The following is a 21,114-nucleotide window of genomic DNA, read 5'->3' as shown; positions in this document are numbered from 1 at the left end:
GACAGCTCGCGGCGCGGGCATTCAATAGGGGTTTGGACCAAGGGATTAATTTTGAGGAGGCATCATACATGAGCAAACTAGTTCCTCCACATGGCAGTACGGAACTTAAACCGCTGTTACTGGAAGGCGCCCAGCAAATCGAGGAGATCAGCCGGGCCGCCCGCATGAAGAAGGTGCCGATGACCAGTCGGGAAACCGGCGACCTGCTGATGATGGCGATCGGCGCTTTCACTCCACTCGACGGATTCATGGGCAAGGACGACTGGAAAGGGAGCTGCGACGATTACAGCTTGCCGAGCAGGAAAGGGCTTTTCTGGCCAATCCCGATCACTTTATCCGTCAAGGAAGATCTGGCGAACTCCATCGCCCTAGGGGAAGAGGTGGCGCTGTGGGATAGCGAAACCAATGAACTGATGGGAACGATGAAAGTGACCGAGAAATACAAGTACGACAAGCAACACGAGTGCAAGGAAGTTTTCCGCACGGTTGATCCGGCGCATCCCGGAGTCCAGAAGGTCATGGAACAGCCGGATGTGAACCTGGCCGGACCGGTCAAGGTCATCTCCGAGTCATTCTTCCCGGATGAGTTCAAGGGGATTTACCAGCGTCCCGCGGAAGCTCGCAAGGAATTTGAATCACGCGGCTGGAGCACGGTGGCGGCCCTGCAGTTGAGAAACCCGATGCACAACTCCCACGCATACCTTGCATGGATCGCCATCGAGGTGTGCGACGGCGTGTACGTTCACCAGCTCCTGGGCAAGCTGAAGCCCGGCGACATTCCGGCGGACGTGCGCGTCAAGGCAATCGACGCGCTCGTTAACAAGTACTTCCGCAAGGAGCGAGTTATCCAGGGCGGATATCCAATGGAGATGCGTTACGCCGGACCTCGCGAGGCTCTGCTGCATGCCGTCTTCCGCCAGAACTACGGATGCTCGCACCTGATTGTGGGGCGCGATCATGCCGGGGTTGGCGACTACTACGGGCCGTTCGATGCACAGAAGATCTTCAATGAAGTCCCGGCAGGAGCGTTGCGTCTGCAGCCCCTTTGCATGGACTGGACATTCTATTGTTATGAGTGTGGAAGCATGGCGTCGATGAAGACTTGCCCTCACGAGAGCAAGGCGGTGATTGACGACAATGGCAATTACAAGGGTGGTGCGCGCCTCCTGCTCTCGGGTACGTTGCTGCGGAAACTGATGAGCGAAGGTAAACCCGTGCCGGCGGAATTCTCTCGGCCGGAAGTAATTGCGATCCTGAAAGAGTATTACGACAAGCTGGAAGAAAAAGTCGAAGTTAAGCTGCACTCGGCTGCAACCGGGGTAAAGAAGTAGCCGACATGGAAGCCGGCGGCGCGCGAGAGAGCCCGCGCCGCCGAACCTCCATACGGCGCGAGTTCCTCGTGGGACCACGCCGGGTAAGTAGCAGTCCAATTGCGACCGGAAACGCGCTCCCGTTTCCTGCCGGAAAGCTTCACTCCGTGTCTTCTGCAAAGCGGAAGAGCCCATAAACGGGCATGGAGTGCGTATGCACGTGCTTTTACCGGTTGCCGGGATCAGCATCAGCATCGTGCTGTTGATCGTCGGGGGCGGACTCATTGGCGTTTTGTGCGGCCTGTTAGGCGTCGGGGGCGGTTTCATGCTCACCCCGATGCTGATCACGATCGGTGTCCCGCCCGTGGTCGCCGCCGCTTCAGGCACCAACGCCATTCTCGCGACATCCTCCTCTGGAGTCGGCGCCCATTTTCGCTTGAAAAACGTTGATCTACGCATGGGTGCAATCGCCGTGCTTGGCGGATTGGCGGGTTCAGCCTTTGGAGTGCGGATCATGGAAGGGTTAGAGGCTGCAGGAAGCGCTAACCTCGTCATAGATCTCGCTTACATCATTATGCTCGGAGCGGTGGGTTTCTTCATTCTCCGTACGAGTCTTCGCAGATGGCGCTCCGGCAGTATTTATCGGGCCAGTATTACACCTCGCGGCCTGAACTGGTTATCGCGGCTGCCGTTGCAGGTTGATTTCCCCCATTCGCGGGTTCGTCATTCCGTCCTTGTGCCTCTGTTCGTGTGTGTCGCAGTCGGGCTTCTGACCGCTGTTATGGGAGTGGGTGGCGGCTTCATGCTGGTCCCATTAATGGTCTACCTCCTGGGGATGCCGGCGCACGTTGCCGTGGGTACAAGTCTTTTTCAAATCCTGTTCACTTGCCTGGGAGCAACCTACCTGCAGGCGGGAACTAATCACACTGTGGATGTTGTGCTGGCACTGCTGCTCGCAGTGGGCTCGACCATCGGCGCGCAAATAGGCGTACGGTTGAGCCGCCTGCTGCGCGGCGACCAACTGATGGGCTTGCTTGGTGTCCTGGCGCTCGCGGTGATGTTCAAGATGGTAATCGGTCTCGTAGTGGCCCCCGACCACCTGTTGAGGCACCCGACAGGTTCAGTCGCATCGGCTCAGCATGAGGTATTCGTGATCGCCGATACGAATTCGAATCTACCATCGCAGTTGTTTTCGACACCGCACCGGAGGTCGCGACCATGAAGACCGTAGTGGTCGCGGCTATGCTCGTTTTCTCCGCTGCAGTCCTGTTGCCCATCGCTGGCCTGTCGATCAATTCCAGTTTCCTGATCGGATCGGGGATTTTGATCGGTCTCCTTTCTGGACTGCTCGGCGTGGGTGGAGGTTTTCTGCTGACGCCAATTCTCATCACGATCGGTGTTCCGCCGATAGTGGCCGCGGCTTCCGACACGAATGCTATCGTGGCGACATCTTCGTCCGGAGTGGCCGCGCATTTCCGGTTGAAGAATGTCGATTTGCGCATCGGAGTCGTCGCTCTTATCGGCGGTCTGCTCGGGTCCGCGTTCGGTGTGCGCATCCTGGAATCGCTTGAAAGAGTGGGAAACGCCAATCTCGTCATCAATCTGGCCTATGTCGCCATGCTCGGAATCGTTGGCGGCCTGATTCTGCACGACAGCATACGTAAGTGGCGCCGAGGAGCCATGCAGGCAAAAGACGAACGACGAGCTACTTCGCCGATTCTCTCGAAGCTGCCATGGCAGTTGGATTTTCCACGCTCTGGAGTTCGCCATTCCGTGCTGGTGCCTCTTGCGCTGGCAGTTATCGTCGGCCTGATGACCGCCATCATGGGCGTCGGTGGTGGATTCATCCTGGTGCCTGCGATGGTGTACCTGCTGGGCATGCCAGCGCACGTTGCCGTGGGTACGAGCCTGTTTCAGATCCTGTTCACATGTGCGGGCACGACAGTGATGCAGGCGGGGGCGAACCATACGGTCGATATTGTACTGGCGTTGATCGTGGCCCTGGGTTCGACGCTGGGTGCGCAGGCCGGAGCACGCCTGAGCCGTTTCCTCCGCGGCGATCAACTGATGGGACTCATGGCAGTCCTGGCGCTTGCGATGATGATGAAGATGTTGCTGGCCCTTGTGCTGGCGCCGCCCAACGTTTTGAAGCGTCCTGCGGGACCAGCTGCATCCCTGCAGCGGCCACATGTGATCGTTGCCAGCGCATGTCCAGTGGGGAGGTGTCTGTGCCGGTGAAATTCCTGTTGGTGGCCGTGGTGGCAGTTGCGGCAGTTCCGATCCTCCTTCCAATTGCGGGGTTATCCATCAATTTCGCGTTATTGATAACGGCTGGGGCCGTGATCGGTTTCTTGTCGGGCTTACTCGGAGTCGGAGGCGGCTTTCTCATGACCCCGATCCTGGCGATGATCGGGGTTCCGCTCACGGTGGCTGCGGCTTCCGATACGAATGCTATCGTCGCGACCTCGGCCTCCGGTGTCGCGGCCCATTTTCGCCTGAAGAATGTAGACCTGCGGATGGGAACTGTATGCCTTGTCGGGGGGGTATTTGGATCGGCGCTGGGCGTGCAAGTGATTAAGATCCTGCGAGCATCGGGTGGCGCCGATTTTCTGATCACCATCATGTATATCGTCGTGCTGGGTGGGGTTGGAAGCTTCACCTTGCGCGACAGTATCAAGAAGCTACGGCGCGGCGTAATGGAGCCAAAGCACAGCAGCAGGCCAACCCACAGGGTCTCTATGCTGGAGCGACTTCCATTCCAAATCAGCTTTGAACGTTCGGGCGTCAGGCATTCGCTCCTGGTGCCTTTTTGTCTCTGTGGTCTTGTCGGCATCATGACCGCCGTAATGGGCGTCGGTGGCGGTTTCATCATGGTGCCGATGATGGTGTACATCCTTCGCATGCCGGCTCACGTGGCGGTTGGTACCGATCTGTTCCAGATCATGTTCACGTGTATCGGAGTGACTCTCATGCAGGCGGCCACCAATCACACGGTCGATGTCGTTTTGGCGATCCTGATCGCCGCCGGATCGACAATCGGGGCGCAGATCGGTGCACGAGTGAGCAAGCGGCTGAGGGGCGAGCAACTGCTCATTGTGCTCGGAGTTTTGGCGCTTGCGGTCGGAATACGAATGGCAGTGGGCATCGTGCTGCCGCCTGCCAACCCGCTTTCGCCTTCAGGCGGGCACGCCGAAGTCCAGCGTGACCATCGCACTGCGGTAGCCCAGGTATGGGCATCACGAGGTCATTAGCATGGTACCGGTAATCGTATTGTTATTCGCTGCCCTTTGCTTCGGGGGACAAGCTTTCTCTCAGACCGAGAAGGTCCCGGCACCGGCTGACGCGGCCATGGCGATGCCGGCGACCACCTTGCGGCTTTCCCCCGAAAAGATCGAGATGGGGACGTTCTACAATGGCGCGCCGGTGCGCATCGAGGGAACGGTGCCGAGGGGGTCGCAGATCATCGTCATCGTTCGAGGTCCCGCGAAGGACGAACTGTTCAACAAGAAAGGCCGCGTAGGTCCGATCTGGGTGACGGTGGATAAGGTCCACGTGACCGGAACTCCGTCACTGTTCCTAAGGTTCAGCAGCGCGGACATGCATACCTTTCTCGACCGCGCGACCATTGATGACTACGAACTAGACGAATTGTCGGTCAAGAAGAGGATGCATATCCGGACAGGAAAGGGCGATCCGGACCCGCTATACCGGGATTTGATCGAAAAGAGTTATCTCGACCTGAAGAAAAGTGACGGAACCTACCGTCGCGTCGCAAACCGGGTAGATATCGCAAACGAAGGTCCTGCGGGGCACTACACGTTGTCGTTTCACTGGCCGAGGACGGCTTCGCCCGGTGCTTATGAGGTCGAGGTGTACGCATGCCGGGACCGCGCCGTTGTGGGTCGCGCCGCCACGACGCTGAACCTGGTGGAGGTTGGCTTTCCAGAGTTCATGGTAACGCTTGCCCACAAGCATCCGTGGTGGTATGGCTTGCTCGCTGTATTGTCTGCAATGTGCGCGGGGTTCGGAATCGATGCGGTTGTTTCAAGATTGCGGCGACCGACAAGGCCCCGTCCGCCGGAACTTCCACCGCCAGTGGGCGTTCCTGCGGAGAAAGAAGTCGAGGCCCCGGGCGAACGGGTCGTGCACCATTGAAGCGCAACTGCAGTCGTGCAGGTGAGTGTGTGGAGGATTTCCAGAATCTCAGATAAAGGAGTATGCAATGGCGATCATCACGATATCCCGGGGTTCCTTCAGCGGCGGCAAGACGCTCGCCGAGTGCCTCTCCAAGAAACTCGGCTATCGCTGCATCGACCGTGACGTCATCGTGGAGCGTGCGGCCGCGTCCGGAAGAGGCGTGACTCAACAAGAGATCCGGGAAGCGCTGGAACGGCCTCCGGGATTCTTCGAGCGCTTCAGTCATCGCCGCTATGTCTACCTGGCACTGATCCAGGCAGCGCTGACGGAGGAGGTCAAGGACGGCAAGGCGATCTATCACGGATTGGCCGGACACCTTCTCCTGCAAGGCGGACCACATATCCTTCGCACACGTGTCATCGCACCCATCGAACAGAGAATTGAAATGGTTCGCGATCGCCTGAAATACGGGCGCGACGAGGCTATCGCCTACATCCACCGGATGGATGAAGACCGCCGCAAGTGGACTCAGCTTCTCTATGGAGTCAACTGGGAAGATTCATCTCTTTACGACGTGGTGATCAATCTCGAACACCTGACGATCGAAAATGCCTGCAATTTGATCAGCACTGTAATGTTGGAGCGCTGTTTCGAGTTCACCTCCCGGTGCAAGCAGTGTATGGACGATTTCGCCTTGGCGAGCCGCGTGCGCGCCGAACTCGCGCTCGACCGGGCGACCGGGGACGTGGAGGTCGAGACCTCAAGCGAGTTGGGTGTCGTATCGATCCGCGGCAAACTCAACACGATCGAACAACTTGATGCGGTGCGCCGCGTCGCAAGCGCAGTGCCGGGAGTCAGCGGTCTCGATACTCATGAACTCATGGTGCCGATGCGCTCCTGACCTCCGTGCGCCTGAAGGCTGGAAAGAGAGGTTGTGTATGGCCAGACAATTCGCTCGAGTAATGACCACACTCAGTTTGGTGCTCCTGCCTTTGTGGCTGTTTGCCGCGCCACGTCCCGGCGACTCCCCGGTGATCGTAGCCGACAGCCGTAAGTTCACCGGCTGGCAGGCTTGGTGGGCCAATCTCTACAACGATAGCCATTTCTGGTTTGCCGCGATCACGATCGTTGTTATCCCCGTGACCGCTCTGATATTCGGCAGATTGACCAGCATTGTAATGGTACGCCTCGGCATCAACCTGAAGTCTCGAGAACTGTCGGAACACTGAGCGGTGCGTGGAACGGAGGTCTAAACAAATGGATTGGCTCCACATATTCATGCCAATTTCGGGAACGGAGATATTTTGGCCGGGTCTTGTAGTCCTCGGTTTCGGCGTCGGGATGATCGGTGGGTTCTTTGGCATGGGCGGCGGGTGGATGGTCACACCGGGCCTGAATATCCTCGGATTCCCCATGGCCTTCGCTATTGGCACGGATGTTGCCCAGATGTCCGGTCCATCACTCGTTTCCACATTGCGTCACGGTAAGTTCGGCAACGTGGATTATCGTCTCGGTCTGATCATGGTGATTGGCACCGTCGGCGGTTTTGAGACTGGCGCCCAGATGATCATGTGGCTGGAGAGGATCGGCAAAATTGATCTTTATGTTCGCGTTGGCTACCTTGTGTTACTTACCCTGATCGCCTGGCTGGTGTTCACGGATGTTTCCAAGCGTCGAAAGAAGGAACGCGAAGCGCTGGCCTCCGGGCGGCAGTTGGATGCGCTCGCCACGGGCATAGAGTGGCACAAGACGCTCCACAAGATAAAAATTCCTCCCGTAGTGCACTTCAAACGGGCAGGTATCCGCTGCTCCATCTGGCTGCCTATCCTTGTAAGCTTTTTCACGGGTTGGCTCGCCGGAGTACTGGGCATAGGCGGCGGATTGATCCGCATGCCTGCGCTGATCTACCTGATTGGCTGTCCAACACATATCGCGGTCGGAACCGACCTGTTTGAGATTGTTATCTCCGGCCTGTATGGTGCCGCGTCCTACAGCTACAAGGGTCGGACTGAACTTCTGGCAGCCCTCATCATGCTCGTGGGCTCATCTATCGGCGCGCAGATCGGTTCGATAGCCACCAAGTACGTCAAGGGATATGGCATCCGCGTATTTTTCGGGATCGCGGTTATCGGCTGCGGCGTGTCGATCCTGTTCAAGATCCTTGCCTCAGCAGTGCCCAGCCTAAAAGGGATTCTGGACATCTCCGCGACCGTTCTCATCATAGGACTCGTTTCTGCGTTGTCGCTGTTCATTCTTATGAAGTTCATCCGCGGCGTACGCGAGGAACGCGCTCTGCGCAAGGAGAGCAAGGCTGACCTTGTTCACGCCTGATTCTGACGAGGTGAACATGTTTAACAAATCATGGTCTGTTACTCTCGCCGCAACCTTGGGCCTTGTGTTGCTTTCCGGCTGCAAACTGGGACGAGTCAGCCAGGGCCGCGTGGTCGAGTACGACAAGTCCAGGGGCGTCATGACAATAGTCCTCGAAGCCGACAATCCTCGCCCCGGAGAACCCAGGTATGCTTTGCCCGTGCGCGAAGTACGGATTCCAGGTATAGCAAGCGAAATGGGGCCCGCTCCCGATCCCGGGAAACTACTCCTCCTCAATGCCAAAAAGCGGGAGATCGTTTTTTATCATGAGCAAACCCTTAGGAGTCTTCGCTACTCGCCGATTGCCGAGAGCAAAGGAGTTACCAGCGACGATGATCGCGTTGCTAAGAGGCAACTGCCCGCAATTGATCGCCAAAACAAGACCCTGACTCTATACTCCCCGTCGGAGCGGATGCTGGTTACGCTTGCATTGACGGATGCGGACGTCGCGCTCCCTGACGAAACCTGGAAGGCTGGCGATGAGGTGCGCTATTACTACAAGCAGCCCGGCCAGGCCATTCGTCTCATGAATGTGACCAAGACCGACTTGGCTAAGAGCGGCGGCGGAGGACATTGAAACCGTTCGGGTGGAGTTACGGCCGCCACTTATGACGCAACGGTCGTTCCGTTGTTTTGTACTGAGGTGTCAATCCGATGTCATGGTGGTCAAAAAAGAAGCCAGCTGAACCTGCCGGCGCTACTGAAGATCGGATCCGACGCCGTTATGTGTGTTTCCGTGAACTACTCTCTTTCAATAATGAATGTCTGGAACTGATGGCGGGGATACAGGAAGACCTCCGCTTTGTCTCACCGCGTCGGGAGATAATGGGCCAAAAAACCGCAGCGGTCTTCCAGAAAGCGGACGGTACGGTCTCCGCGCTCGAATGCCTGAGCGGACTGTCGTTTTCACAACTCCATCAGTCTCTTCAGGTCCAACGAAACGAAGTGGAACGCTATGTGGCAGCGCGCGAGGAATTGATCCCCCCGGATTTTTCCCACCGCATGGATGAGGTCCAGGGAACCGACATCGCCGAAGCGGGCGGCAAGGCAGCAGCCCTGGGCGAAATTCGTAACAAGCTTCATCTGCCCGTGCCCGACGGCTTTGTGCTTACCGCCGAAGCTTACCGGCAATTCTGCGGAACGCCGCTGTGGGAGAAGATTCGCGACGCCACTCACAATCTGGATCTCAACGATCTCGCCGCCTTGCAAAGAATCTCCGCTCAACTCACTGCGATGGTGATGGAGTTGCCCGTTCCGCGGGCGATCGAGGTAGCAATCATCGAGCGAGCTCGCGCACTCCAGGGATCGGCTGGATTGGCGGTCCGCTCCAGTGCGGTGGGTGAAGGAGGAGAGCGCACTTTTGCAGGCCAGTTCGTGAGCTTGCTCAACGTTCCACCTCATCAGTTGATCGATGCCTACAAGCGTGTTGTCGCCGGACGCTTCAGCGAGCGCGCCCTGTTCTATCGCCTCTCAGCCGGACTGTCGGAAATCGAGACGGCGCTCCCTGTCCTTTTTCTGAATACTCTTCGCGCACGCGCGTCGGGCATCTTGTATAGTCGCGATCCGGCAGACCCGAAGAGCAACGTTCTGTGGATCACGGCCACTCACGGACTGGGACTGGATATTGCCAGCGGCCGGGTGCCGGCCGACCTGTTTGTGGTTACTCGCCGGCGACCGCACCACATTGTCGAGCAGAGCGTCGCCGCCAAGGAGGAGGAAATTGTACTTCTGGAAACAGGTGGGCACGCTCGTCGCCCACTTCCCTCAACGCAGGTCACTGCGCCAAGCCTGACCCCCACCGAAGTTGAGACTCTCGCTGCATGGGCCGTGCAGTTGGAGGAACATTTCAAAACGCCGCAGGATGTGGAATGGGTTCTGGATGACGCAGGCAAGCTCTGGATCGTGCAGTCACGGACGTTAGCTCTTGCGACAGCCGCTTCCATCAAGGCGAAATCGCGGATCAAACAGGAACCATTGCTGGCCGGTGGCCGTACTGTGTACCCCGGGAGAGTGTCGGGAACAGCATATTTGGTTTCTGAACCCAGACTTCTGCAAACCACCCCGGAGGGAGCAATACTTTTTGTACGCAGAGCTTCGCCTGAAATCGTGGAAGTGTTCCCCCGTATTGCCGGCCTTGTCGCAGAGTCGGGAAACGTGACAGGGCACGCCGCCGCTTTATTACGGGAAGCCAAGATTCCCGCCATTTTTCAACTGAACGGCGTCTTCGAAAAAATACATGCGGGCGATCCCGTCAGCCTCGATGCTGTTCAGCCGAGGGTTTATGCCGGAAACCTGTGGCCGTCCCGCACGATCGAGGTAAGTGGCAGTGACCGTCGGTGGAAAAATCCAGTAGATCCGATCAGCGAGCGCCTGCTTACACTTCATTTGCTTGATCCCGCAGCCGCCGATTTTCGACCATCCGGCTGCAAGTCGGCCCACGATGTGCTCCGCTTCTGCCACGAGAAAGCCATCGGAATCATGTTTGAGGTAGGTGACATCGAACTGGAAAGCGGATCCCGGCGCACTTCCCGGAGGCTCCTCACCCCAGTGCCGGTCAATCTCCACGTCCTCGATTTAGGTGGGGGATTGGCCAGTACGAATGGTTCAACTGAGGAAGTCAGGCCGGAAGAAATTGTTTCCAGACCTTTTCAGGCTCTTTGGCGAGGAATGAGCCGGCCAGACGTCAGTTGGAGACGCGAGATACCCGCTAGCTTTGGTGATCTGGCGTCTGTGATTTCCAATGCCCTCACGGCAGTTCACGGTCCAACCCGCGCGCTTGGAGACATGAGCTATCTGCTCGTGGCCGACGAGTACATGAACCTGAACTCCCGGCTTGCCTATCACTTCAGCCTGGTCGATGCCTGCCTGAGCGACGTACCGAGTCATAACTATATTTCATTCCGCTTCGCTGGGGGCGGCGCAGTGCACTATCGGCGCAATCTTCGCGCATGTTTCATAGAGGCTTGTCTCGCGCACTATGGCTTCGTCGTCGATCGCCGTGCCGATCTCGTTAATGCCTGGTTCAAGAAAGCGCCGGCGGAAGAAACTGAGGCCAACCTCGATATTCTCGGGCGCCTCATGGCTTCCGCCAGTCAACTTGACATGTATATGACCAGTGATGCCGTTATGCGATGGTTTGTAGAGCAGTTTCTGCAAGGCAATTACACCTTCGCCGCAACGAAACAAGATGCCAGCCAGAGTACAACGGCCGGCAAAACAGAGGATCACAGGTAGAGCGATGAACCGGTCTTTTGGCATCTCGGAGCCAGTACTTCAGCGTACTTTCCTATCGCGTCGCAGCTGCCGTAAACCCTCTGAAGTTTAGGAGCCCATATGTCGAGGAACCGCATTTTGATCGTCGGTGGGGTTGCAGGAGGGTTAGCCTGCGCAGTTCGGGCACGACGATTAGATGAGCACGCTGAGATTGTCTTGTTCAAACGGACCGAATACGTTGCGAGCACCGAATCCTGCGCCTCAGCCGATGAAGAGAAGGCCAAGATCCCTGCTTCGCTCAAGCTGCTGAGTTCACGTTTCAATATCGAAGTTCGGGCCGGGCACAAGGTTGAAGCCATCGACCGGCTGAATAAGGAAGTGACCGTAAAGCAGCTCACGAACGGCGAAACCTATCACGATCACTACACGGCTCTCGTGCTGGCGCCGTTTGCATCGCCGCGGCCTCCGGCGCTCCCGGGTATTGATTTGCCGGGCGTTTTTGTTCAGCGGTCAGTTCCCGACGACCGGTCAATCCAGCAATGGATTGATGTCCATCGGCCAAAGTCGGCGGTTATAGTCGGCGCAGGGTTAATAGGACTCGAAACCGCGCAGGAACTCGTGCGTCGTGGGCTGAAGGTCACAATCCTAGAAAGACAGGGGCAAGTGCTGCCGTGCCTCGATCCCGAGATGGCCGAGTTTGTCAGGGTGCGCCTGCTCGAATGTCACGTTGACGTGCACTTGAAGGAGGACGTGATCGCATTTGGCCTTTCTCAGGATGGAGCGCTTCTCGTGCGCACGAGTTGTACTAAACACTTCGCCACAGATATGGCGGTGGTCTCGACCCGCTTGCGGCCAGAAACGGTACTCGCTGCCAAGGCTGGACTCGAACTCGGACCTTGGGGAGGAGTCATTGTCGATTCTCAGATGCGCACCAGCGATCCATGCATATGGGCCGTTGGCGACATCGCAGAATCCTCTGAATGGCCTGACACTGAGTCGCGCGTGGTAGCGTCGGCCGCTCTTGCGAACCGCCAGGGACGTATTGCCGCGGATGCCATTTGCGGACGTCCGACACGATTCCGAGGTCTGCAACGCACCGGCGTCTGCAAGGCATTCGGTCTTACGTTGGCCACCACGGGAGCAACGGAGAGTGCGCTCCGATCCTCCGGCATCACCGACTTCAAAAGTATTTATTTGCATCCCGACAATCATCCCTCTTACAAGCCGGGGGCCAGTCCCATGCACATAAAGCTGATCTTCTCCGTTGTCGATGGCAAGGTCCTGGGCGCGCAGGAAATCGGTGAGAACGGCGACGAGCGAACTATTGATGTGATAGCAATGGCCATCCATATGGGTGCTAAGGTTTTCGATTTGGAGGATGCGGAACTTTGCCGGGCTTCTCGGTACCCGCAGTACAAGTCGGCAAAGGATCCGGTCAACTTAGCGGGAATGATTGCAGCCAATGTCATGCGAGGCGACGTGCCTTGCGCCGAATGGGAAGACTTTGTGCGAAGCCGGGATTCATTTGTGATCGACGTGAGGCAGCCATTCGAGTTTGCCGCCGGGCGATTGGATGGCGCACGCAACATCCCGGTCGAGCAGTTGCGTCAACGGTTACACGAACTGCCGCGCGAACGCGAAATCCTGGTCTGCTGCGGCGCAGGCCAGATCGCATATTACGCCGTGCGCATTCTGCTGCAGCATGGGTTCAATGCGAAACTATTATCAGGCGGGCTGCGGACTTACAATCACCTGCCTGAGGACCTCACAGAATGGGCTGCGACCGCGCAGTCACGCTCGGAGGTTACGCGGTAGGAATAAAACAGACTGCGGCAAGACCTACCTGTTCGGCGATTGAGCGGTGCAGGGGAATGTGAGCACAGGACAATGCACGGACGTGATCACACGGTGCACAACGGTCCGCCCCAGATGGGACGCAAGGAACGGGGATTCAGGATGCAGCGCCATCGTGATCAGTCCGCTCCCTTTTTGTTCTGCCACTCGTGCGATACGTTCTGCAACATCGCCGGTTTCGACAAGTTTCTCGATCCCTGCTTCCGGGCAGCATTGCAGCTTTGCTTTCGAGGCCGCCACCTCTGACTCTTCACACACATGCAGGATGGTCAATCCGGCATTGTAGGTGCGAGACCATTCGCACGAGAAAGATAAGGCGCGCGCACACGCGGATGAGAAATCGGTTGCGACGAGGATATGGTGCAAGCTGCCCGTTGCCGGGCACCCGCTTACCAAGGGTCCTATTGTCATCACGGGGCAATTGACACGGCGGAGAAGTGATTCTGCAACAGACCCGGCAACCAGTTTCTTCAGCCCTTTTCTGCCCTGTGTCCCGGCAACGATCAGGTCTACGTGGTATTCAGACGCGATGGCTTGGAGTGTTTTTGGCGCATCATCGCCACCTGACATCCGGACCTCGTGTTCAACATCGGGAAGTTTTGAAGACAACATTGATTCGAGGCTTCGCCGCGCGCTTCCGACGTCCTGGAAACCGCTGGGCGGAATCTCGTCATATGGAAAAGGAGAGCCATAATACAGAATGTGCGTAGCAATGATCTTGGAGCAGTGATGCCGCGCAATCAGAGCGGCATAGTCCAAGACCAACTGGGATCTTGGGGATAGATCGAGCGCAACGAGGATGCTCTTAAGACCGACGGAGGCGACGGAAGCTGCCATGGGGACCCTCCCCAACTACCGTTCAAAGCGCAGCGCAGATCATCCTCACAGTACTGAAGCGCGTCATGGGATTCCGTGATGAATAGCACGGTGATCGGTGATGTGGAGCAACTGCTTGGTCCATTTGCCGGTACTCTCTCGATCCGAGTGCTCAGGCGTACGCCAGTGCGCAGCAAAACTCACGAGTTACGGTGATGACGCTCACTGTTTCGAACTGAGGTGTTGGCCACAATGGCTCAACTCTACGCTGTTCGCTCTCAGCTAGCGTTTCGCCAAAAGGTTTTTGGCAATCGACGTTCGGCGGAAGGGAAAGTCGAAATGCCGTCAGTTCCTGTTGATACAGCCATCATTCTTTTTCCTAAGCGCAGTCTCGAGATTGCAGTTATGAGATGTGCCGTATTGCAGTACTCTGACGGGTTTGCGAGTTAACGGTACCTTCCGTTGAATCGGCAGTGGCGACGCTTCCTGGGTTGGCGACGGATCTCAGGAGAGAATGATGCGTTTCATAACTGGTGCTGCTGCGGCTATTTTCGTTCTGGCCGGTTTCGCCTGCGCACAATCGAACGATACCCAGCCGGCCCACGCTCAATCCGCGGCTGATGAGGGCACGCGAGAAGTGGCGGTGAACTCCGCCTCTGACGCAAAGGTGGAAGCTCGGCTTGTTGCCCTGGAACAGAAAATACAGCAGCTTGAGTTGGAAAATCAGCAACTCAAGGCCGAGCAAATCGAACTCAGGAACCGCATCAATGCGGCCTCGCAGGTGAGACCTGCCCCCACCTCTGCTCCCGTGGACCTGAGCAGCCGCTTGGAGGAGATCGGTGAGAGAGGTGACCTCCTGCAACACAATGCAAACGCAAAGGAAGCGCCCGGCGTTACTGCCGGCCGCGATACGTTCTCAATCGTCAGCCCGGACAAGAACTTCCGGTTGAGATTTGGCGGCCACGTGCAAATGGACGGCAAATCCTTCATCGACAGGCAGGGAGTTCCGCTAATAAATGTATTCAATATTCGCCGCGCCCGCGCCATCCTGGAAGGCGATCTTGGCAGGTTTGTGAGTTTTCGTTTCATGCCTGAGTTCGGAAACGGCTCAAACTCAATCTACGACGCCTATGCCGATCTTAAGCTGACGCCTTACACCGTCCTTCGTGGTGGCAAGTTCAAGACACCCCTTGGCCTGGAACTGCTGCAAAACGACGCGGACCGAACATTCATCGAACAATCGCTGACGAATAATCTTGTGCCCAATCGTGATGAGGGATTTCAGCTTTATGGGGACATTCGTGGTCGCCTTGCATACCAGGCGGCAGTACTCAACGGCGCGCCCGCCGGCGGCAACATCGACGGAATCGCGCCCACCGGTGCGACAACCCACAATGGCAAGGATGTCGTGGGCCGCATCTTCGCGACGCCGTTCGCGCGCGGTGGGCAGCCGCTCCTGAAGGGCTTGGGCTTTGGCATCGCAGCATCAACCGGGCGACAAGATGAGAACGCAGTGCTGCCCAACTTTAAGAGTGCCGCTGGACAGGCGACGTTCTTCACTTATAGCGGTACGCAGAGCGTGACAAACATAATTGCGGACGGTCGGCGACTCACTTATTCACCACAGGCTCATTACTATGCGGGCCCGTTCGGGTTGATGGCGGAATATGTGACTCTGCGCCAGCAAATTGCCGGAACCAATGCTGCCGGGGAAATGATCAATCAGGCCGTTGACGATCACGCCTGGCAGATCGCCGGATCGTGGGTCATCACGGGCGAGCAGAAGACGTTCCGAGGTGTTGTCCCCCGAACCGGGCTGGAGGGCGGGAATATCCCGCTCGGAATTGGCGCATGGGAATTGGCTGCGCGCTACTCCGAACTGACGATTGACCCCACCGCTTTCACCGTGGGCTTCGCCGATTCCACCAAGTCGGCCAATTCGGCGCGTGCCTGGTGCGTCGGCCTCAACTGGTATTTGAACTACTTCACAAGACTGGCCTTCAACTATGAGCAGACACGCTTCGGACAAGGTGCGGTGATAGGAAATCGTCCCACGGAGCATGCGGTGATGGAGCGCCTGCAGATCGCGTTTTAGCGGCAGTGCAGCGAAATTAGTTCCTGTTGGCAACGTGAACGCATGATTAGCGCCTGATATGTCAGACATAGATCAACTGATGGATAATGCGGCCGCTCAATGTAGTCGGCATGAATGTGAAGCCGCTATCCGAGCCTTGGAAAGCGCTGCCCAACTCGCTCCGCAAGAGTGGAAGGTTCAATATCACCTCGGCCTCTGCTTTGCAGGCGGCTGCCTGCTTCACCCCTTAGTCGACCCTGACGTTGCGCTCTATCATCTCCAAAATGCACTTTCACTCTTGCCGGGTTCGGCGAAGATTGAAGATCGTGCTTCTGTTCTTTCAACACTGGGGAACACCTATCTGGCATCTCATCAGCTACCCGTAAAGGCACGGGTCGGGGCTGCCTTGGAATGCCAACGGCAGGCATCCGCCATGTATCAGTCGCAGGGAGATCTCGACCATTGGGCGAGGGAGGAATACAACCTGGGAAATACATGGTGCGAATGTCCTCAGAAGTCATCTCCGGACAAGTGGCAGCATGCGGTTCAACATTACACCGCAGCCTTACAGGTATGGACGCGAGATCAGGACGCGAAGCGATATGCCAAGGTCCTTCAGAATCTCGGTACGGCATACCGAGAATTGAAAACAGGCGATCGCCGAGAGAATATTTGCCGAGCTTTGCGCTGTTACCGACGGGCATTGCAGATCTCTAACCAGGAGTTTCGGACCGGGAGCCCCTCTATCCACAACAATATTGGAACAGCATTGTTGTCAGTGTCTGCCGATGATCCAAGACGAAACATTCGACGTGCGCTGGCGGCCCTTCGCCACTTTGAACTCGCTCTCCGTACACTCGATGAAGAAGCATCCCCCAGGATCTATGCCTTTGCCCAATTCAATTGTGGACAAGCACTGTTGCGATTAGCTTCGCTTGGCGAAAATCCCAGGCTGCACCTGGAGCGGGCTTTGCGGCTATTTACCGAGTCGCGAGATTGGTTTCTGCTTCATAGCCAAGCCGCTCTTGCTGAAAGTGCGCGAGAGTGTTTACAGGAAGTGATGGCACTCTCTTCGAAATTCAACGCTGCAGAACCGTAAGGTCACCGCGACGGCTGCGCGCTTTCGAAGTATCATGGCTGCATGCCTCGGCCCATCCTAACTCTGCTGATTGGATCCGTAACTCTCTTGACCGCGAGCCTGTTTGCACAAGTCCCCCCGGTATTGGCATCGGCGAATAAACTCATTGTCGTTACCACCCCTGATTGGAACAATCTTCAGGGAACCCTGACGCGTTATGAGCGACATGGCAAGCACTGGAAGCGAGTAGGCGACAAAATCGAGATCGTAGTCGGCAAGAATGGCCTTGCCTGGGATCCATCACTCGCCCGAGGCCACTCCGAGCTATATCCCGGCCCCGTGAAGCACGAAGGCGATGGCCGATCTCCCGCTGGCATTTTTCCGCTCAATCGGGGCACGTTCGGTTTTGCGCCCTCGCTCTCCGAGTCGGGAAACTATAGGTCGTTAACTCCCACCACGGAGTGCGTTGACGACGTCAAGTCGCAGTATTACGGGCAGGTGGTCGACCGCCTCAAAGTGCAGAACGTTGACTGGAACAGCTCGGAGAAGATGCGCGAGATACCTCAGTACGTATGGGGGGTCATCGTCAACTACAACATGGACCACGCCGTGCCCGGTAACGGTTCCTGCATCTTTCTCCATAAGTGGACCAACTCGACGACTGGTACTGCCGGTTGCACTGCAATGCCAATCGAGAACATCGAGGCCATTGTCGACTGGATCGGTCGCAAAGATCACGCGGTGCTGGTCCAACTCCCCGAATCCGAGTACCAGCGTTTTCAGAAGCAGTGGCAGATTCCTTGAGTGCTTGGGCCGTTCCAAGAGCCTTTACCCTTGACGCACCAATCGATCGAAGCGTTACCTAACTTGCCGCTCCGTTCGAGCTAATCGCCCGCGGCTACTGCGGTGCGACCAATCGGCACGGCCTGTGTTTTGCGCTTCGGGAAAATTTGTCGCCAGTTGATGATCAGTTGCGGCCAGAGCATTGCGGTGCCCATGGTGATCCAGACGATGGCATCGATTGTATTCGGGTCGGTCGGATGGATGACCCGGATCGCAATCCGCGCGGTGAGGAAGATCAGCGCCCAGGAGTAAGACCTCATCATCCATTCACGATGGCGAGTAATGTCGCGGTTGCGTACCAACTTGATGGCGATGAGAGTGCAGAGTAGCCAGCAGCCACCGTGAACCCAACTGATCGTGTAGCTCACTGGATTCGAGCTAAGCAGGCGGGCGACATACATGCCCAACGGCGCAGCGATCAGAACTGAGACGAAGTAGACGTAGCCGGTGGTGCGATGGAATACGGGATAACGGTTGCGGATGCGGCTCGAAAACTGAATTGGCGCACTGAGAAGCGCGATCGCGCCGGGGATGCCATGCAAGAAGATCCAATTGCCGACCGGACGAAGGTGTACCCACTCAGGGTCCGTTCGGTCGTGCAGGAAGAATCGCTCGTTGTTGTAGAGCACGAATAGCGTGGCAATGGCGACGGCGAAATAGAACAGATTCTTGGGCGTGGTAAGGCGTGCTGCTTGCATCGGACGAACCTCTGGAGAAATGAACCTTGGATTCAACGCCTTTGGCCGGGGGAAAGTGGAGTGACAATACAGGAAGATCAAGTAAAGCGCAACAAGGATCCGCTCTCAGAGGCTCTGCCACAGCCTGTTATAAAATAAAACTTGGCGCTTTTCGTGCCCGCAGATTATGTCGAACCTCTCTAAAGAAGAGACTTCCAATCCGGCCGCTACTCCCGCCGAAAGCTCGCCCGCAGCCGCCCCCAGCAATTTCATCCGCGAAAGGTTCATTGAAGATCTCAAGACCAACAAGTACGAAGGTCGCGTCCAGACGCGCTTTCCACCCGAACCCAACGGTTATCTCCACATCGGGCACGCCAAGGCCATCTGTCTCGACTTCGGTCTTGCGGACGAGTTCGGCGGCCACACCAACTTGCGCTTCGACGACACCAACCCCGAGAAGGAAGAGACCGAGTACGTCGAGTCCATCATGGCCGACGTCAAGTGGCTCGGCTTCCACTGGGACGGCCTCTACTACGCATCCGATTATTTCGACCAGCTTTACGCGTGGGCCGTACGACTAATCAATGCCGGCAAAGCTTACGTCGACGATCTCTCGCAGGATGAAATCCGCCGCTATCGAGGCTCCCTCACCGAACCGGGGGATGAGAGCCCATTCCGCAACCGCTCCATAGAAGAGAACCTGAATCTGTTCGAGCGCATGCGTGCAGGTGAATTTCCGGACGGTTCAAAGACCCTTCGCGCGAAGATTGACATGGCCTCTCCGAACCTGAATATGCGCGACCCGGTGATGTACCGCATCCTGCACGCCGAACATCACAGAACCGGAAATAAGTGGTGCATCTATCCGATGTACGATTTCGCGCATGGGCAATCCGACTCGATCGAGCGCGTCACGCATTCGATGTGTACGCTCGAGTTCACCGATCACCAGCCGCTTTATCAATGGTACATTCGCGAACTTGGCATCTTTCCATCGCAGCAAATCGAGTTCGACCGCCTCAACCTTACTTATACGTTGCTCAGCAAGCGCAAGCTGCTGCAACTGGTGCAGGAAAAATACGTCAGCGGCTGGGACGACCCGCGCATGCCCACTCTCTGCGGCATTCGCCGCCGCGGCTATACGCCGGAAGCGATCCGCAATTTCTGCGCGGCAGTCGGCGTCTCGCGGACTAACGGCACCACCGACTTCGCCATGCTCGAATACTTCGTTCGCGAGGATCTGAACAAACACGCTCCGCGAGCCATGGCCGTGCTTCGCCCGCTGAAAGTTGTCATCGACAATTACCCTGAGAATCAGAAGGAAGAACTCGAACTCGCGGTGAATCCAGAGGATACTTCCGCCGGGGTGCGAAAGGTTCCGTTTTCTCGCGAGCTATACGTCGAGCAAGACGACTTCCGGGAAGATCCGCCGAAGCAGTTCTTTCGGCTTTCGCCTGGACGCGAAGTTCGGCTGCGAGGTGGGTACTTCATCAAGTGCACCGATGTACGCAAGAACTCAGCCGGCGAGGTGGTTGAGGTCCATTGCACATACGATCCTGAGACCCGCAGCGGCAATGCGCCCGACAAGCGCAAAGTAAAGGCTACGATTCACTGGGTTTCTGCTGCCACTGCTCTCGATGCCGAGGTTCGACTCTACGACAAGCTGTTCAACATGCAGAATCCTAACCATGTTGAGGAAGGGAAGGACTTCACCGCGAACCTGAATCCTAACTCGCTTGAAGTTGTGCAGAACGCAAAGGTCGAACCCACGCTGGCCGGTGCCAAGCCTGGAGATCGGTTCCAGTTCGAGCGACTTGGTTACTTCTGCGTCGATCCAGACTCAAGCGGCGACCGCTTGGCCTTCAACCGCACCGTCGCTCTGAAAGACACCTGGGCGAAAATCGAGCAGCGGGGCAAATAACCGCGGCCATGCTAATACTCGACCTTACTCGCGCTCTCTCGCCAGAGCGCGAAGGCTTTTTTGGCCTCTTCGCGCATAATCTGCTCGGCCGGAATCGTGCGCTCCGCGTAGGGGACCTCGAGTTGCTCGTAGATAAACCGGTCGTCGAATCCCACGCGAGCGGCGTCCTCGGCCGTCGATGCGAAATAGAGACGCGCAGGGCGCGCCCAGTAGATGGCGCCGAGACACATGGGGCAGGGTTCGCAAGACGTATAGATCTCGCAGCCGTCGAGTTGAAAACTCCCTAGAGCGTTGCAGGCTTTCCTTATGGCTACGATCTCGGCGTGCGCTGTGGGGTCCTTCGTGGCCGTCACCTCGTTCGCGCCTTCGGCGATGATCTTGCCATGGCGCACGACGACACACCCGAAGGGTCCGCCCTTGCCGTGCTTCACGTTCTCGATCGAGAGCGCGATCGCTCGCGCCATGAATTCGTTTTGCATGTCCCTCACGAAAAAGGAGACGCATGGCGTCTCCTCAGTTCCCAAGACATTCTAGCTGACGATTGCGCCGCGGCAAACTCAACATGAGCGGGGGAGCCTTATTTTCAAATACTTGCGGGAAGACCCCTACCCCCCTATTTTGCGGATCTTTGTTTTCAATAATTTGCGGAAATTTTTACTGTAAAAGTGTGAAAACAAGGAGCTTAAATCTAAAAACCCGGGTTGACAGGAAGACCCTTGAAAGTTGGGGTGCGAGCGGCGGAGCTCACTGTGGGACGTTGTCAGCGACAACTTCTTCTGGGGGTCGACGGTAGGCCGCAAGCGCCAAAAAGAGGGCCAGCC

At 57.0% G+C, this 21,114-nt stretch carries 18 protein-coding genes; 15 read left to right on the top strand and 3 right to left on the bottom strand.

Annotation, left to right across the window (positions count from 1 at the left end; all coding sequences use genetic code 11):
* Window positions 1–68 precede the first annotated feature (68 nt).
* The 11 genes from sat (at window position 69) to ROO76_03190 (ending at window position 12,845) form a co-directional block, all read left to right on the top strand.
* Complete coding sequence (sat, locus tag ROO76_03240; GenBank protein ID MDT8067161.1) at window positions 69–1,331, top strand: sulfate adenylyltransferase; 1,263 nt, start codon at window positions 69–71, stop codon at window positions 1,329–1,331.
* A gap of 193 nt (window positions 1,332–1,524) precedes the next feature.
* Entirely contained in the window at window positions 1,525–2,532 is a 1,008-nt protein-coding gene (locus ROO76_03235; protein MDT8067160.1) for a sulfite exporter TauE/SafE family protein, read from the top strand.
* Entirely contained in the window at window positions 2,529–3,548 is a 1,020-nt protein-coding gene (locus ROO76_03230; protein ID MDT8067159.1) for a sulfite exporter TauE/SafE family protein, read from the top strand. Before ROO76_03235 ends, ROO76_03230 begins: the two co-directional genes overlap by 4 nt.
* Complete coding sequence (locus ROO76_03225; GenBank protein MDT8067158.1) at window positions 3,539–4,561, top strand: sulfite exporter TauE/SafE family protein; 1,023 nt, start codon at window positions 3,539–3,541, stop codon at window positions 4,559–4,561. Before ROO76_03230 ends, ROO76_03225 begins: the two co-directional genes overlap by 10 nt.
* Window position 4,562: 1 nt before the next feature.
* A complete protein-coding gene (locus tag ROO76_03220) occupies window positions 4,563–5,465 on the top strand; it encodes a TIGR02186 family protein (protein ID MDT8067157.1) in 903 nt (300 codons plus the stop codon).
* A 67-nt stretch (window positions 5,466–5,532) separates the two neighbouring features.
* Complete coding sequence (locus ROO76_03215) at window positions 5,533–6,348, top strand: cytidylate kinase family protein (protein ID MDT8067156.1); 816 nt, start codon at window positions 5,533–5,535, stop codon at window positions 6,346–6,348.
* Window positions 6,349–6,385: 37 nt separating this feature from the next.
* Window positions 6,386–6,676: a hypothetical protein gene (locus ROO76_03210; GenBank protein ID MDT8067155.1), complete on the top strand. Its 291-nt coding sequence runs from the start codon at window positions 6,386–6,388 to the stop codon at window positions 6,674–6,676.
* Between the two features lie 28 nt (window positions 6,677–6,704).
* Window positions 6,705–7,778 (top strand): sulfite exporter TauE/SafE family protein, encoded by a 1,074-nt coding sequence (locus ROO76_03205; GenBank protein MDT8067154.1) that lies wholly within the window; start codon window positions 6,705–6,707, stop codon window positions 7,776–7,778.
* A 16-nt stretch (window positions 7,779–7,794) separates the two neighbouring features.
* Complete coding sequence (locus ROO76_03200; protein ID MDT8067153.1) at window positions 7,795–8,394, top strand: DUF4881 domain-containing protein; 600 nt, start codon at window positions 7,795–7,797, stop codon at window positions 8,392–8,394.
* 248 nt (window positions 8,395–8,642) lie between these two features.
* Window positions 8,643–11,051, top strand: a complete 2,409-nt coding sequence (locus ROO76_03195; protein ID MDT8067152.1) for a PEP/pyruvate-binding domain-containing protein — start codon at window positions 8,643–8,645, stop codon at window positions 11,049–11,051.
* Between the two features lie 99 nt (window positions 11,052–11,150).
* Window positions 11,151–12,845 carry an FAD-dependent oxidoreductase gene (locus ROO76_03190; protein ID MDT8067151.1) on the top strand — a complete coding sequence of 565 codons (1,695 nt, stop codon included), beginning with the start codon at window positions 11,151–11,153 and terminating at the stop codon, window positions 12,843–12,845.
* A 24-nt stretch (window positions 12,846–12,869) separates the two neighbouring features.
* Here the strand turns inward: ROO76_03190 and ROO76_03185 are convergent, their stop codons facing one another.
* Window positions 12,870–13,721: a universal stress protein gene (locus ROO76_03185; GenBank protein ID MDT8067150.1), complete on the bottom strand. Its 852-nt coding sequence runs from the start codon at window positions 13,719–13,721 to the stop codon at window positions 12,870–12,872.
* A gap of 496 nt (window positions 13,722–14,217) precedes the next feature.
* Here ROO76_03185 and ROO76_03180 point away from each other — a divergent pair, with 496 nt between their 5' ends.
* From ROO76_03180 to ROO76_03170, 3 genes are read left to right on the top strand one after another with little or no spacing between them, the layout of a single operon-like run.
* Window positions 14,218–15,795: a porin gene (locus ROO76_03180; protein MDT8067149.1), complete on the top strand. Its 1,578-nt coding sequence runs from the start codon at window positions 14,218–14,220 to the stop codon at window positions 15,793–15,795.
* Between the two features lie 58 nt (window positions 15,796–15,853).
* The gene (locus ROO76_03175) at window positions 15,854–16,873 is read left to right on the top strand and encodes a hypothetical protein (protein ID MDT8067148.1); all 1,020 of its coding nucleotides are present in this window, start codon (window positions 15,854–15,856) and stop codon (window positions 16,871–16,873) included.
* 42 nt (window positions 16,874–16,915) lie between these two features.
* Window positions 16,916–17,656, top strand: coding sequence for a L,D-transpeptidase family protein (locus ROO76_03170; protein ID MDT8067147.1), 741 nt, complete (start codon window positions 16,916–16,918; stop codon window positions 17,654–17,656).
* An 80-nt stretch (window positions 17,657–17,736) separates the two neighbouring features.
* Here ROO76_03170 and ROO76_03165 read toward each other — a convergent pair whose 3' ends face one another.
* On the bottom strand, window positions 17,737–18,393 hold the full coding sequence (locus tag ROO76_03165) for a DUF2306 domain-containing protein (protein ID MDT8067146.1): 657 nt from the start codon (window positions 18,391–18,393) through the stop codon (window positions 17,737–17,739).
* Between the two features lie 166 nt (window positions 18,394–18,559).
* Here ROO76_03165 and ROO76_03160 point away from each other — a divergent pair, with 166 nt between their 5' ends.
* A complete protein-coding gene (locus ROO76_03160) occupies window positions 18,560–20,293 on the top strand; it encodes a glutamine--tRNA ligase/YqeY domain fusion protein (protein ID MDT8067145.1) in 1,734 nt (577 codons plus the stop codon).
* An 11-nt stretch (window positions 20,294–20,304) separates the two neighbouring features.
* Here the strand turns inward: ROO76_03160 and ROO76_03155 are convergent, their stop codons facing one another.
* Complete coding sequence (locus ROO76_03155) at window positions 20,305–20,772, bottom strand: nucleoside deaminase (protein ID MDT8067144.1); 468 nt, start codon at window positions 20,770–20,772, stop codon at window positions 20,305–20,307.
* Window positions 20,773–21,114: the final 342 nt, after the last annotated feature.

Source organism: Terriglobia bacterium, from assembly GCA_032252755.1.
Taxonomy (GTDB): domain Bacteria; phylum Acidobacteriota; class Terriglobia; order Terriglobales; family Acidobacteriaceae; genus JAVUPY01.
The sequence above is the reverse complement of the archived record's forward strand: the minus strand, read 5'-3'. Positions and strand labels throughout refer to the sequence as shown.